This is a genomic window from Parabacteroides sp. AT13, from assembly GCF_002272965.1.
Taxonomy (GTDB): domain Bacteria; phylum Bacteroidota; class Bacteroidia; order Bacteroidales; family Tannerellaceae; genus Parabacteroides; species Parabacteroides distasonis.
This window is the reverse complement of the sequence record NZ_NQMH01000001.1, coordinates 3022466-3036435: the sequence shown is the minus strand read 5'-3', so window position 1 is coordinate 3036435 and position 13970 is coordinate 3022466. Positions and strand designations below refer to the sequence as shown.

At 45.0% G+C, this 13970-nt stretch carries 14 protein-coding genes and 2 tRNA genes; 12 read left to right on the top strand and 4 right to left on the bottom strand.

Annotated elements, in window-relative coordinates:
* Positions 1-204 precede the first annotated feature (204 nt).
* Positions 205-1587, bottom strand: coding sequence for an OmpP1/FadL family transporter (locus CI959_RS12725; RefSeq protein WP_005864631.1), 1383 nt, complete (start codon positions 1585-1587; stop codon positions 205-207).
* Positions 1588-1934: 347 nt separating this feature from the next.
* Here CI959_RS12725 and CI959_RS12720 point away from each other — a divergent pair, with 347 nt between their 5' ends.
* From CI959_RS12720 to CI959_RS12700, 5 genes are all read left to right on the top strand, one after another.
* Positions 1935-3104, top strand: a complete 1170-nt coding sequence (locus CI959_RS12720) for an esterase (protein WP_011966657.1) — start codon at positions 1935-1937, stop codon at positions 3102-3104.
* A 13-nt stretch (positions 3105-3117) separates the two neighbouring features.
* Positions 3118-3996, top strand: a complete 879-nt coding sequence (locus CI959_RS12715) for a helix-turn-helix domain-containing protein (protein ID WP_011966658.1) — start codon at positions 3118-3120, stop codon at positions 3994-3996.
* Between the two features lie 83 nt (positions 3997-4079).
* A complete protein-coding gene (locus CI959_RS12710; RefSeq protein WP_005864625.1) occupies positions 4080-4544 on the top strand; it encodes a nuclear transport factor 2 family protein in 465 nt (154 codons plus the stop codon).
* Between the two features lie 43 nt (positions 4545-4587).
* Positions 4588-5577: a fimbrillin family protein gene (locus CI959_RS12705; RefSeq protein ID WP_005864624.1), complete on the top strand. Its 990-nt coding sequence runs from the start codon at positions 4588-4590 to the stop codon at positions 5575-5577.
* Positions 5578-5664: 87 nt separating this feature from the next.
* A complete protein-coding gene (locus CI959_RS12700; protein ID WP_057317143.1) occupies positions 5665-6492 on the top strand; it encodes a DNA-formamidopyrimidine glycosylase family protein in 828 nt (275 codons plus the stop codon).
* A 522-nt stretch (positions 6493-7014) separates the two neighbouring features.
* Here CI959_RS12700 and CI959_RS12690 read toward each other — a convergent pair.
* Positions 7015-7875: an AraC family transcriptional regulator gene (locus CI959_RS12690; protein ID WP_057317142.1), complete on the bottom strand. Its 861-nt coding sequence runs from the start codon at positions 7873-7875 to the stop codon at positions 7015-7017.
* A gap of 168 nt (positions 7876-8043) precedes the next feature.
* Here CI959_RS12690 and CI959_RS12685 point away from each other — a divergent pair, with 168 nt between their 5' ends.
* Positions 8044-8637 carry a nitroreductase family protein gene (locus CI959_RS12685; protein ID WP_249931845.1) on the top strand — a complete coding sequence of 198 codons (594 nt, stop codon included), beginning with the start codon at positions 8044-8046 and terminating at the stop codon, positions 8635-8637.
* 101 nt (positions 8638-8738) lie between these two features.
* On the opposite strand, the gene CI959_RS12680 is transcribed toward CI959_RS12685, so the two are convergent.
* Both CI959_RS12680 and CI959_RS12675 read right to left on the bottom strand, forming a co-directional pair.
* Positions 8739-8812: transfer RNA gene (locus CI959_RS12680), tRNA-Asp, on the bottom strand.
* A 33-nt stretch (positions 8813-8845) separates the two neighbouring features.
* Positions 8846-8919 (bottom strand) — tRNA-Asp (locus CI959_RS12675).
* 269 nt (positions 8920-9188) lie between these two features.
* Between CI959_RS12675 and hisH the strand changes: the two genes are divergently transcribed.
* The 6 genes from hisH to CI959_RS12640 all read left to right on the top strand — a co-directional run bounded on the left by hisH (position 9189) and on the right by CI959_RS12640 (position 13950).
* A complete protein-coding gene (hisH, locus tag CI959_RS12665) occupies positions 9189-9779 on the top strand; it encodes an imidazole glycerol phosphate synthase subunit HisH (RefSeq protein WP_008780097.1) in 591 nt (196 codons plus the stop codon).
* Positions 9776-10495: a 1-(5-phosphoribosyl)-5-[(5-phosphoribosylamino)methylideneamino]imidazole-4-carboxamide isomerase gene (hisA, locus tag CI959_RS12660; protein WP_009275764.1), complete on the top strand. Its 720-nt coding sequence runs from the start codon at positions 9776-9778 to the stop codon at positions 10493-10495. The genes hisH and hisA overlap by 4 nt, the downstream gene beginning before the upstream one ends.
* A gap of 17 nt (positions 10496-10512) precedes the next feature.
* Positions 10513-11268: an imidazole glycerol phosphate synthase subunit HisF gene (gene hisF / locus CI959_RS12655; protein WP_009275763.1), complete on the top strand. Its 756-nt coding sequence runs from the start codon at positions 10513-10515 to the stop codon at positions 11266-11268.
* Positions 11269-11284: 16 nt separating this feature from the next.
* On the top strand, positions 11285-11881 hold the full coding sequence (hisIE, locus tag CI959_RS12650) for a bifunctional phosphoribosyl-AMP cyclohydrolase/phosphoribosyl-ATP diphosphatase HisIE (RefSeq protein ID WP_005854554.1): 597 nt from the start codon (positions 11285-11287) through the stop codon (positions 11879-11881).
* An 8-nt stretch (positions 11882-11889) separates the two neighbouring features.
* Positions 11890-12567 carry a cell division ATP-binding protein FtsE gene (locus CI959_RS12645; protein WP_005854551.1) on the top strand — a complete coding sequence of 226 codons (678 nt, stop codon included), beginning with the start codon at positions 11890-11892 and terminating at the stop codon, positions 12565-12567.
* Between the two features lie 66 nt (positions 12568-12633).
* Positions 12634-13950 (top strand): aspartate kinase, encoded by a 1317-nt coding sequence (locus tag CI959_RS12640; RefSeq protein ID WP_009018138.1) that lies wholly within the window; start codon positions 12634-12636, stop codon positions 13948-13950.
* Positions 13951-13970 lie beyond the last annotated feature (20 nt).

Here is a 13970-nt window from a genome sequence, read left to right as displayed (position 1 = left end):
AAAACAAATAATCAAGAAAGAGGATGCGTCATGCACCCTCTTTTTTTATGCCATACCCAGCTATGCTTTACAGCGACTAAAACCTATGGTTACGAGCCGTAATGCATAGGGTTTCATATAGTCCGTTGAATACCCATGAATTAAAAAAAGGAAGCCACACGACAGGCAGCTTCCTTTTTCAATAGGATACGAATATTTTCAAGCTTAGAAAGCGTAGTCCAAACTTAATCCGAACACCTTGTTGGTGCGGCTATACACATTCTGCCCAGGAAGTCCCGTGCCGCAGTAGTTGTCCATCTTCTTGGTATAATCGTGGTAAGTTGTCCACATATATCCCACGTTCAAAGCCATTTTTTCGCTCAACATCACTTTAGCACCAAAGCCCAGCGAATAAGAATCGCAGGAGAAACTAACATCACTTTGGAAATTATCAGACAAACCATAATCTGTAATTTGAGCGCCACCGCTAATGGTCAATCTCTTGACAACATCCCACTCTATACCAAACAGATACTCATTCGTACCTCTTTCCAGTTCCTTCTGCTTTCCACCGGCCATTCCCGCCTTCTTGTCATCGAAGAAGTGATACTCAACAGAAGCCTTCAACATGGGCAAAAACCGATAAGAAGCTGCCACCGAAAGCATGGAAGGAATATCGTTCGGCGTATTTACACCATGCTTATAAGGGCCAACCAAATCTTCCGCACTGTCGGGATAATCCAACTTCTTGGTATTGTTTTCGATGTTCAAGTTCGTCTTAAACTCATATTTAGCTCCGAAATTGAATTTACCATATTTGACATCAACACCCAAAACCGGTGTCAACCCCCAACCTGTCTGATCGCAATCCAAAGCCAGGTTCATTAAATCCGCTCCACCAAAATTCTGTTTTAATTTTGCATCCAGATACCCGTCATAGTTTCCTGAGAAATAGTTCATCCGGCCTCCGGCAAAAGCAGAAAGCCAATCCGTGATCTTGTATGATAGGCCAAGTTGTAGGGAATAAATATACTGTTTTCCGTCCATCGCACTGTTAATAGTATACATATCCGGCGTGACGATGGGACTTTGACCGCCAGTCTTTATATATTTCGCTACACTTTCCTTGAAGATACCGGCCATAGCAGCCGATTCGAACATTGGCAGGCCATCGTCAAACGAAGCCTTACCACCTCCACCCGTAATGGCAAAGAAACCGGAGATCGTCCAATCACCTTTTTTGTAAGCCGCAAAAACACTCGGAATCACAGGAGCGGCTGCCTTTCCTTTGTAATACTTTTTATAGGGAACGTCGCTCACTGTCGGCACCTTATTCACTGGGTCGAAACCATTGTATGTACTGAAAGAGGCATCGATATCCCGGGTCTGGAAAGCACTTTGGATACTCACACCAACGCGGAAACCGTCTGTCGGCAAAAAAGAAAGACCCGCCGGGTTTGACAAAGCGCCGTCTATATCAATTGCAGCACCTCGCGAAAGTGACCTTAAAAAGGCTGCATGCTGATTCGTATTCGTCAAATATCCTCCAGCGAAAGAAACCAAAGGCATCATCATCAATGCCGCACCTAATACTACTTTTTTCTTCATGTTTTACTTTTCTTGATTACAAAACGGTCGCAAAGATAAATACTTTTTTCAAACACTGCACACTTTTAATAAAAATGTGCCGCACAAAACAGCAAATACTGTGCAAACACATAAGACTAATTAACAATAGAAGAGCCGCAAAGGTAGTAACGTGAAATCAGGTATTAGTTATAATCAAAAAGAATCATCCTAATCAGAAAAGGATATATACAGCAAGTACTAAAGAAGATATACTTACTTTACCCAAAAAGATATACTACAAGTGCCAAGTAAGTATAACTTCTATTTTTCCGAAATAAATCGTATATTTGTCTCTATAACTTAATTCTTTAAACCGTATAGATAAAATGAAAAGACTAGCATTACTCGCAGCTCTCTTACTGCCGCTATCCATGGTTTTCGCCCAACAGAACGTAGGATTCAAGACCGATAAGGTAGAACCTCTCGTGATCAACCCAGACAATAGCGTTACTTTCTATGTAGAAGCCCCAAAGGCGAAGTCCGTCTCCGTAAAAGGAGACTGGGAAGCCAACGAGGGCAATGGCCAGATGACGAAAGGGAAAAACGGTACATGGAGCTATACGACTCCCCCACTGCCATCCGAAATGTACACCTATCGTTTAAACATAGATGGTATTTACAACATCGCCCCAAACAACCCATTCTCTTGCCGTGACGTAGGCACCTTGTTCAGCCTGTTCTATATCAACGGGGGAAATGGGGATTATTATCAAGTACGTGACGTGCCCCATGGCGATGTAACGACCACGTGGTATCACTCGGATATCCTCGGGAGCGAACGTAGGCTTAGCGTTTATACACCTCCTTTTTACGATAAGAACATCCAGTCTTATCCCGTTCTGTACCTGTTACATGGCAGTGGCGGCGACGAGAACGCTTGGCTGGAGCTTGGCCGTACCGCCCGTATCATGGATAACTTGATTGCCGAAGGCAAGATACAGCCAATGCTTGTCGTTATGCCAAACGGCAATCCCAGTAAACAGGCCGCTCCCGGCGAAACGCCCGATAACCTGAATTACAAGCCGGCCATGAGCAACAGCTTCCCCGGTTATAAGGATGGCTCGTACGAGAAGAGTTTCACCGAGATCATTCATTTCATCGATAACCGTTACCGTACGATCCCGGATAAGCGACACCGAGCCATAGCCGGACTTTCGATGGGTGGTTTCCATACATTATATATATCATTGAATTATCCGGACTATTTTAACTATATAGGACTTTTCTCCGCTGGGCTCAGCGCAAATGGTGTAGACCCCAATAGCCCGATGTACACGAACCTCGACGAGAAGTTAGGAAACCTCAAGAGATCCGGTTATCAATTGTTCTGGATCGGTATCGGAAAGGACGATTTCCTGTACGACGCGAACCAGCAATTCCGCCAGCGAATGGATAGCCTAGGTATGAAATACCAGTACGTAGAATCCACTCGAGGGCATATCTGGGCCAATTGGCGGGCTTATCTCCTCCAATTCGCTCCTATGCTTTTCAAATAAAAGACATGAGCAGATGAATCATAATATACCGCAATACGACTTCTATAAACACAAATACGGCGATGAGCTACTTATCGACGTCGTTCCCTTGAACACGATCAAGAAGTATCTCAAGGAACAACCCGTACATATATTGACGTATTACGATATAACATTGATCACTAGCGGGGAGGGAGAATTCCTTATCGATCATCAAGCGAACCGGGTAAAGCCTCAAGATATCATCTTTACCCGGCCCGGCGAAATACGCAAATGGGACGATAAAACGATACAAGACGGATTCGCTCTTATCTTTGAGGAAGAGTTCCTGCTCTCTTTTTTCAATGATCCGGCATTTCTCCGGAACCTCTCTTATTTCCATACGGAAAGACGGTCTTCCAAGCTCAGTCTCGACAAGAAAGCCTATGCCCGCATCTCCGAGTTGATCTCGGAGATCGATAAAGAGATCAAGAACTATCAGTCGAAAGACAAACACTTACTCCGGGCCTTGTTGTACGAGACATTAATGTTGCTCAACAGGTTATATTCTAACTCGAACGCTTTACCACCAGACACAAACACCCGATCTAAAAGCATCTATGTAGACCGATTTATCGAGTTAGTAAACCATTCCTTCAAGCAAGATCATTCCATCCGGAGCTATGCCGATCAGCTTTGCATCACCCCGAACTACCTGAATGAGATCGTGAAAAACGCTACGGGCATCAACGCTAAACAATACATCCTAAACAAAATACTAATCGAGAGCAAACGGCTATTGACTTATACAGACTTGCCTATATCCGCCATAACGGAAGCTCTAGGTTACGAGGATCCATCCTATTTCATCCGTCTATTTCGTTCCCAAACAAACATGACCCCGCTAAACTATCGCAGGAATACAAAACCGTAAAAAGTACTATTTCCTCCTTTATACGTATTATACGAACTCCATTCGGTATGTCTAATTTTGCCTCTATCAATAAATAAAGCATCATGAGACAATACAAATCATGGATAGCGGCTCTCATATTAGGAAGCACGTTATCCGCTAACGCACAACAAAAGAATATGGAGAACAAAACATTAAACGAGAACATCCCGGAGATGATCATCTCCCTTGAAAAAGAGGCTCTAGCCTCGACCGACCCGATGGCATTCGTAGAGCTTTCAGACACCGACGTGATTTACTTCGATCCTTCCCTAGAGACGAAAATAGAGGGATTGGAACAACTGCGCACTTATTATAAAGGTATGCAACTTCCTCCGGCAGATCATTTCGACATGATCCGCCCGGTCGTACAAGTCGCACAAAACATAGCGGTACTCACCTTCAACCTTGATAGCTACTTATCCGACAAGGTAATAAAATGGAACTGCACCGAGGTTTACAGACGCAACCCCGACAACCAATGGAAGATCATACAAACCCACTGGTCTTACGTGAAACCGCTAGATTAAAGTTAAAACATTTGCCGCTTTCTGAACCAAAACGGTTCGTAAAATGTATTATATAGACTATTCACTAAACACAAATTATATGATACGGAATTTACTGAAAGCGGCAAATGCGCTTACATTTAGCACGATGTTCCTGTTACTCCTCGCCGGATGCAACAAGAACACGATTATTTTTGAGGATGGAACAACCCCGAACGGCTCTTCGGGAAACGAGGACCCGGGAAACAGCACGTTGGTGACCTTCAACGCCTCCGTGGAGGGCCGGAACCTATTACGTTCCATGTCTCCCATGAATAAAGGGATACAAAGCAGGGTTTATGTCTTCGACAGCAGCGCAGGAACCAAGGGAAGCCCCGAGGCGTCAGGCCTTTACATAACCTCATCTCCCGGGGTGTTAACAGGAAGTGACGGATATAAAATGTTTCTCTCCAATGGCACTTATAATTTCTACGCCGTATCCGACAATTTCTCCACGATCCCCCCGACATTCACGAGTGGCGTATCCGAACCCCTCTTCAACGGTATCGATTATCTTTGGTGGAGCGCCATACAACAGGATGTTAATAGCTCCCAAATCAATATACCGATTGTTTATGGGCATGTGGCTACCCAAGTCGTAGTAGAATTAACCGGCGGTGAAGGTATCACGATCAACCAACTGGTCTCCGCCATGATCACTCCTCCCGTGGTTGGGGCTACCATGGATCTGGGCACAGGTGTCATCACTCCTGCTACCGCCTTCGGAAAAGCGGATAAGATGGGGATAAACGGATTAACAGCCCAATATATCATGTTGCCGATAAGACATACGGCTCCCATGACTCTCACGCTGGAAATATCCGCCGACAATGAAAACAGTACCCGCACCTATACCACCCAGATCCCTCTTCCGGATGGCGAGTTGAAAGCGGGAAACTCTTATTTATTTAAAGCGGTAATCAACGGTAATTCGGTCACTTTGGCCAGTGTCAACGTAAAAGACTGGACAGATGTGGACGAGACAGGAAAGCCCCTTTATCCGACCCAGAATTAAAGCCCGGTTCCTATTTTCCGTATCAATGAATATTGGTACGGAAAATATGCCTATATTTACCCTGTCACCTCTAAAAACAATACGAATATGATTGAGATTCCCGAATCCGCCACCATTGGCAAACAGGCTAGCGAAACGCTAAAGGGTAAACGGATAGCGCATGTTATCGAGTCGAACAGTCCTCACCGCTTCACGTTCTATAATGGCGATCCGGCGGAATACTCCAATAGGCTGGTAGGACGAACGGTCCTAGGCGCCCAAGGCTATGGCGCATTCGTGGACATCTTTATGGACGCAGATACCCACCTCTTAATCGGAGACGGAACCAATATGCGTTATTATACCTCCGCAGAAAAGGCCCCGAAGAAATATCAGCTTATGATCGTATTCGAGGACGATTCGTTCCTAGCTTTCACGGTTTCGATGTATGGTTCCATCTACGCTTTCAAAGGCGAGTTTGACAATCCCTATTACCAAGGTAGCATCCATAAGCTATGTCCGTTGGACGAGAGATTCGATAAAACCTATTTTATCAGTCTCATCGGGAATCTCAAGAAAGATATATCCGCAAAGGCGTTACTCGCCACCGAGCAACGTATTCCGGGCCTGGGCAACGGAGTCTGCCAAGATATCTTGTTCAATGCCCGGATCTCCCCGAAACGAAAAATATCGACTTTATCAGAAGAGGATATAGACCGCCTCTTCAACACCGTGAAATCCACGCTGGAAGAGATGACTCGCCGAGGAGGCCGGGATACGGAGAAGGATCTATACGGCGCCTTAGGCAATTACCGCACGATCCTATCGAAGAACACCTACCATGACCCTTGCCCCGTCTGTGGCGAACGGATACAGAAAGAGGCTTACCTCGGAGGCAGCATTTACTATTGCCCGCATTGCCAGCGAGAAAGATAAGTAATACGTTCAAATTGACAATATGACAATATGTAATCTGAAGCCCCAGAGAATCGTTTTTTCCGGGCAAAGGTACATACTGTTACCAAATACGAGAAAAAAATATCAGCAATCAATTGTATTATAGCACTTTGCTTAAATATACCCTTTCATTCTAGCGAGATTAATTCATCCTATCTCATATTTATGCAGGAGAAAGGTGCTTTTCATACGGATGCATCGCCCATTTCTATAGGTTGCGTACCCAATTCCTACCGTATGTATCGCCTAACACATACGGTAGCGTTGCCTAACACTGGCTTTTGCGTTACCTAATCCCATTACTTTCGTCTCCTAATAGAGATATTCATACAAAAAAACAGGGTAAAATGGATAATTTGACCATAAAGCACTCCCTATTTCTTCTATTCGCAAAAAGGCCCTGTCATCATAATCCCGGATTTTCAAACAAAACGTCAAGGTTATCGCATTTTCGCTTACAACATCATTCTCCACTAATATCGCATAAGCCTAAAATATTGCCTAACCGGAAGTCCCCTTTTTTCTATATTCTTGTGGCGTTACTCCTTTCAATTTTTTAAAAATCCGATTAAAGTGTGGAACATCATTGAATCCTACTGCAAAACAGATTTCCGACACCTGCTTTTGCGAGTGTTTCAGAAGTTCGCAAGCAGTATTTAAGCGGTACTCTGTAACAAATTGTGAGAATGTCATTCCCTTGCATCGCTTGAAATAGGAACAAAACGCAGAACGGTTCATACCAACCTCGGCAGAAATATCATCTAATGAAATAGGATGGACATAATGCCCCATCACATACGTACAAATTTGCTGTATACGCCTCACATCCCGCTCTACATTCATAGGCTTGCCTGCAAAAGTATGGTCGGATGAAGTGAATATAACCGGTAGCAAGCGGAACATTTCACACAATCGCCCCAATTCATCCATATCGTTCATACGCAATAATATTTTGCGTATGATACGAGAGCTTTCCAAACCAAGCTTTAATGCGTTAACAGGAAAAGTAAGCCCTGCTAAACGATTGCGTAATTCGGGAAATACCTCCATGCATCTCACGACGAAAGAGTGACTGAAAGCAACCATCAAGTAATGAACGCACCCGTCACTGTCTGCCGATAAAGGGGTATATTCCCAATAATGATGCATGGATGGCGGTATCAATGCCACATCACCTGCTGAAAAAGATTGTAACGTATCGCCTGCCATTCGGGTTCCATATCCATGTAACACATAATATAACTCCCATGCATCGTGCTGATGCAATTTGGCTTCTACATGGGTCTCTATTCGTTGATCTATAAAAAAGAATGAATGGTTCTCTACTTCGGGCAATTCGTAAGGAGTGATCATCTCTTCCATAAGGTAGTCGTATATAAAATGGTTCGATACAAATATACGACAATTACATAAAACAATACAACAAATATGCGACAATAAAGCAATATAACTTTGCCGCTGAAAACAACAAGTATAACTATTAAATGTATTGTTATGGATTTCTATCAAGTATGAGAGAAAAGAAGAACCATCCGGGACTTTTCCAATAAGGAGGTAACGGACGAAGTGCTGGAAAAAGTATTATCGGCAGCCTTTAAATCTCCGACCAACGACCATCTGCGACAGTTCGAGTTCATTGTCGTGAGAGGGCAGGAAAACATTGCCCGACTTATATCACCTGTAGCGGAAAACACCAAAACCATTCAACAAACCCAACTTAAAGCCGCCGAGAACGTAATGGACAAAGACGGATATGCTATGTTTGTCGATGCGCTTCCCAAGCAACAACGTATGCTAATCCAAAGCAACTGCCTTATCCTACCGTTTTTCAGGCAAAAGGACTATCCCTTATGCAAGCCCGCAGACCAAAGTTCCTTGAACTATTTCGCTTCGGCTTGGGCAGCCGTAGAAAACATATTGTTAGCCGCAACAGCGGAAGGGCTGGCATGCGCTTTCCGTATTCCCATTGGCAATGAACCGGAGTACGTGAAACACCTCGTCAATGCTCCCGCTGAATATGAGTTCACTTGTTTTCTCGCCATCGGTTATGCGGCCGAGGATGCACATATATGTAAGCAGAAAGATATTCGAGTGAAAGAGAGAATTCACAAAAATATATGGTAAGCCCAAATACGAAAGGCCATATCTTGATAAGTGATGAAAAAAGAAAAAGCCCTGTAATCTTTAAATTACAGAGCTTTACTTTATTTTACTTTCTTTGAAAGCGGTCCGGACGGGACTCGAACCCGCGACCCCATGCGTGACAGGCATGTATTCTAACCAGCTGAACTACCGAACCATTTTATAATCCATAATAATTTTGAAAAAGAGGCGGTCCGGACGGGACTCGAACCCGCGACCCCATGCGTGACAGGCATGTATTCTAACCAGCTGAACTACCGAACCTCTTTTCTTTTATCGCTATCTCTCTCGATTGCGGTGCAAAGGTAAGTATTATTTTTAAACCTGCAATAGCTGGAGTAAAAAAAATCAACTTTTCGCTGAAATATTCTTTCCATAGGTCCACATAAGCGATCGTCCCTTTCTTTATTTCCCCTTCCCGATCACACCAGTTTATCACAAATACATTTCATTTTGGAACTTTTCAGTCGCCATTCATAATTATGTAATGATAATTTGTTACTTTTGCGACTCAATATAAATGCTTAACAACAATGGACGTTGCCATTATTAAATATAATGCCGGAAACATCTACTCGGTAGATTACGCTTTGAAGCGGTTGGGCGTTACCCCGATCATCACGGCTGATCCGGAATTATTAAATAAAGCGGATAAGGTTATCTTTCCCGGAGTAGGTGAAGCTTTCACGACCATGGAGTATTTAAGGGAGCATAAATTGGATCAGGTGATCTTGAACCTAAAGCAACCGGTACTCGGGATATGCCTCGGCATGCAATTGATGTGCATGCGTTCGGAGGAGGGGAACGCTGATTGCTTGGGGATCTTCCCTACGGAAGTAAAACGTTTCATTCCGCAAAAGCATGAGGACAAGGTTCCTCACATGGGTTGGAATACCTTGACAAACGTTAAAAGCGGCCTATTCAATGAGCGATTGGAGAACAAATTTGTTTACTTCGTACATAGTTATTATGTACCTGTAAATGAATATACGGCGGCTACGACCGATTACATCCTTCCGTTCAGCGCCGCTTTACATAAGGACAACTTCTACGCGACACAGTTCCATCCGGAAAAAAGTGGATCGGTAGGAGAGGTTATATTGAAAAACTTTTTAAAGATATGATTGAGCTTATTCCCGCTATAGATATAATAGATGGCAAATGCGTCCGGTTGACGCAAGGAGATTACGCGACCAAGAAGGTTTACAACGAAGATCCTCTGGAGGTGGCCAAGATGTTCGAGGGTAACGGCATCCGGCGTTTGCATGTGGTAGATTTGGATGGAGCCCGTGAAGGACGCATCATCAACTACCGTATCCTTGAGCGGATAGCGACCCGGACTTCCTTGATCATTGATTTCGGAGGGGGCTTGAAACAAGAGGATGATCTGGAGATCGCCTTCGAAAGCGGCGCCCAGATGGTAACCGGAGGCAGTATCGCCGTGAAGAACCCGGAAATGTTCACCTCTTGGATCAGCAAGTTCGGTAGCGAGAAAATCATATTAGGGGCCGATGCCAAAGAAAAGAAGATCGCCATCAGCGGTTGGGAGGAAACGACCAGCCAAGAGTTGGTTCCTTTTATCAAAGGATATTACGACAAGGGGATTACCAAGGTGATCTGCACGGATATCGCACGGGATGGTATGCTGCAAGGCCCGGCTATCGATTTATATAAAGAGATACGGGACGAGATCCCCTTCCTTTATATCATAGCGAGCGGTGGCGTAAGCTCGATCGAGGATATTGAGAAATTATCTGAGGCTGGGATTCCCGCTGTCATTTTCGGCAAGGCCATTTATGAGGGGAAGATCCAGTTGAAAGATTTACTTCGTTTTACTTGAAATAATAAAATAGATATATGCTAGCCAAGAGAATTGTTCCCTGTCTGGATATAAAGGATGGAAAGACCGTAAAAGGCATCAACTTCGTGAACTTTCGCGACGCTGGAGACCCCGTGGAGTTGGGCGCCCAGTACAGCCGTGAAGGGGCCGACGAATTAGTGTACTTGGATATTACCGCCTCACACGAGGGGCGAAAGACTTTCACCGAGTTGGTAAAACAAGTGGCGGCCCATATCAGCATCCCTTTTACCGTGGGTGGAGGTATCAACGAATTGAAGGACGTGGATCGTTTGCTTAGCGCTGGCGCCGATAAGGTCTCGATCAACTCGGCGGCTTTACGTAACCCGGCATTAATCGAGGAGATCGCCAAGAACTTTGGTAGTCAGGTATGCGTAGTCGCTATCGACGCTAATTTTGAGAACAATGACTGGCTATGCTATCTAAACGGAGGGCGTGTCCCGACGGATAAGTATTTGTTTCAATGGGCCTCGGAAGCGGAAAGCCGTGGCGCCGGCGAGATACTTTTCACCAGTATGACGCACGATGGCGTAAAAGACGGATACGCGAACGACGCTCTGGCTACCTTGGCCGATACGTTGCATATCCCGGTTATCGCCTCCGGTGGAGCGGGAAAGATGGAACATTTCCGGGATACGTTTTCCAACGGGAAAGCGGGCGCGGCTTTAGCGGCCAGCGTTTTCCATTTCGGCGAGATACGGATTAGCGACTTGAAGCAATACCTCAAGGACGAGGGGATCAATGTAAGGATATAACACATTATATATAAAGATGAAATTAGATTTCGAGAAAATGGGCGGATTAATTCCCGCTATCGTACAAGACAACAACACTAGTAAGGTATTAATGTTGGGCTTCATGAATCAAGAAGCTTATGATGAGACAGTAAGTACGGGTAAGGTTACATTCTTTAGCCGCACGAAAAACCGTTTGTGGATGAAGGGAGAGAGTAGCGGAAATACGTTGCAGGTGGTTAGCATCACGGCGGATTGCGACAACGATACATTATTGATCAAGGCGATTCCAGCCGGACCGGTTTGCCATACGGGAGCGGATACTTGTTTCGGCGAGAAGAACGTAGAGGATATCATGTTCTTGAAATACTTGCAGAACTTCATCGAGCGTCGCCGTCAAGAAATGCCGGAAGGTTCCTATACGACTACCTTATTCCAGAAAGGCGTGAATCGCATGGCCCAGAAAGTCGGCGAAGAAGCGGTAGAGACCGTTATCGAGGCGACCAACGGAACCGAGGACGGCTTCATCTATGAGGCATCCGACTTGGTTTACCACTTAATCGTATTATTGACAAGCAAGGGACTTCGTCTGGAAGACCTCGCCCGTGAATTAAAGAAAAGACATAAAGGTTGATAAATTCTATGGAAGAAGATATTCTACTCAAATTAGAGAACGTGGAGATATGCCGTGAGGAAAACAGGGTATTACACGACGCATGCCTCACGCTTCGTAACGGAGAGTTCGTATATGTGATCGGGAAGGTAGGCTCCGGTAAAAGCAGCCTGCTCAAGTCCTTGTATTGCGAGATACCGATCTTGCGAGGCGAGGCACGTATCATGGATTACAACCTCACCAAGATGAAGCGGAAGGATATCCCTTATTTGCGTAGGAAACTAGGTATCGTCTTCCAAGATTTCCAATTGTTGACCGACCGTTCCGTCTCCAAGAATCTGGAATTCGTGCTGAAAGCCACCGGATGGAAAAAGAAAAGCGAGATCAAGGAACGGATAGACAACGTGCTCCGTCAGGTAGGCATGCAAGACAAAGGCTATAAAATGCCGCATGAGCTATCCGGCGGGGAACAACAACGTATCGTTATTGCCCGTGCCCTTCTGAACAACCCCAAGTTGATACTGGCGGATGAGCCGACCGGCAACTTGGACCCGGAGACGAGCGGACAAATCGTACAACTCTTACACGACATCTGCCAGCAGGGAACGGCGGTGATTATGACCACTCATAACTATACGATCGTGCATAATTATCCTGCCCGCATAGTAAAATGCGAGAATGCCTGTCTAAGTGATGTCAGAGAATAATTTTTTTGTAACTTTGCGGTCGCATTCGATTGAAAAAGAAAACAATTTAATATAGAACAAAAGAAGATGAAAGTTTTAAAGTTTGGCGGTACTTCTGTGGGATCTGCACAGAGAATGAAAGATGTAGCGAAACTGATCACGGGAGACCGTAAGATCGTTGTATTGTCAGCCATGTCGGGTACAACCAACTCGTTAGTCGAGATTTCCGACTACCTGTACAAAAAGAACCCAGACGGAGCGAATGAGATCATCAACAAGCTTGCCATGAAATATATGGGCCATGTTGAGGAACTATACAGCACCGAGGAATATAAACAGAAGGCCAAAGAACTGATAAAATCTCATTTCGAATATATCCGTACGTTCACGAAGGATCTGTTTACCTTGTTCGAGGAAAAGGTTGTCTTGGCACAAGGAGAGTTGATCTCTACGGGTATGATGAATCTTTATTTGAACGAATGCGGCGTGAAATCCGTATTGATCCCGGCTTTGGATTATATGCGTACGGATAAGAACGCGGAACCGGACCCTGTCTATATCAAAGAGAAATTGGTGAAATTACTCGCTGATAATAAGGATGCTGATCTATACATCACACAAGGTTATATCTGCCGCAACGCTTATGGCGAGATCGATAACCTGCAACGGGGTGGTAGCGACTATAGCGCATCCTTAATCGGCGCGGCTATCGGTGCGGAAGAGATCCAGATCTGGACAGACATCGACGGTATGCACAATAACGACCCTCGTATCGTACAGGGAACGTCTCCAGTCCGTCAATTGCATTTCGAGGAAGCTGCCGAATTAGCTTATTTCGGAGCCAAGATCCTTCACCCGACTTGTATATTGCCGGCTAAATTGAACAACATCCCGGTTCGTTTGTTAAATACGATGCAGCCGGACGCTCCGGGTACATTGATCTCAAACGCTATCGAAAAAGGTAAGATCAAAGCGGTCGCCGCCAAAGACAATATTACCTCTATCAAGATCAAGAGCGGACGTATGTTGCTAGCTACAGGTTTCTTGCGTAAGGTATTCGAGACTTTCGAGAACTACCAGACTCCGATCGATATGGTTACAACCTCCGAAGTGGGTGTCTCCGTTACGATCGATAACCGCAAGCATCTGGAAGAGATCGTTGACGATTTGAAGAAGTACGGAACCGTGACCGTAGACGAGGATATGGTTATCGTTTGCGTGGTTGGCGACCTAGAATGGGATAACATCGGCTTCGAGGCTTGTATCGTACAAGCTATGAAGGATGTCCCGGTCCGTATGATCTCCTACGGAGGAAGCAACTACAACGTCTCCTTGCTGATCAAGGCCTCGGACAAGCAGAGAGCGCTGCAAGCTCTAAGCGATCATTTATTTAACAACAAATAAAAACAAACGAGGGCGGCCTT

Bases quoted from the DNA above. Each gene is read 5' to 3' on its own strand.
- CI959_RS12725 (WP_005864631.1), bottom strand. From the start codon at position 1,587: ATGAAGAAAAAAGTAGTATTAGGTGCGGCATTGATGATGATGCCTTTG.
- CI959_RS12720 (WP_011966657.1), top strand. From the start codon at position 1,935: ATGAAAAGACTAGCATTACTCGCAGCTCTCTTACTGCCGCTATCCATG.
- CI959_RS12715 (WP_011966658.1), top strand. From the start codon at position 3,118: ATGAATCATAATATACCGCAATACGACTTCTATAAACACAAATACGGC.
- CI959_RS12710 (WP_005864625.1), top strand. From the start codon at position 4,080: ATGAGACAATACAAATCATGGATAGCGGCTCTCATATTAGGAAGCACG.
- CI959_RS12705 (WP_005864624.1), top strand. From the start codon at position 4,588: ATGTATTATATAGACTATTCACTAAACACAAATTATATGATACGGAAT.
- CI959_RS12700 (WP_057317143.1), top strand. From the start codon at position 5,665: ATGATTGAGATTCCCGAATCCGCCACCATTGGCAAACAGGCTAGCGAA.
- CI959_RS12690 (WP_057317142.1), bottom strand. From the start codon at position 7,875: ATGGAAGAGATGATCACTCCTTACGAATTGCCCGAAGTAGAGAACCAT.
- hisH (WP_008780097.1), top strand. From the start codon at position 9,189: ATGGACGTTGCCATTATTAAATATAATGCCGGAAACATCTACTCGGTA.
- hisA (WP_009275764.1), top strand. From the start codon at position 9,776: ATGATTGAGCTTATTCCCGCTATAGATATAATAGATGGCAAATGCGTC.
- hisF (WP_009275763.1), top strand. From the start codon at position 10,513: ATGCTAGCCAAGAGAATTGTTCCCTGTCTGGATATAAAGGATGGAAAG.
- hisIE (WP_005854554.1), top strand. From the start codon at position 11,285: ATGAAATTAGATTTCGAGAAAATGGGCGGATTAATTCCCGCTATCGTA.
- CI959_RS12645 (WP_005854551.1), top strand. From the start codon at position 11,890: ATGGAAGAAGATATTCTACTCAAATTAGAGAACGTGGAGATATGCCGT.
- CI959_RS12640 (WP_009018138.1), top strand. From the start codon at position 12,634: ATGAAAGTTTTAAAGTTTGGCGGTACTTCTGTGGGATCTGCACAGAGA.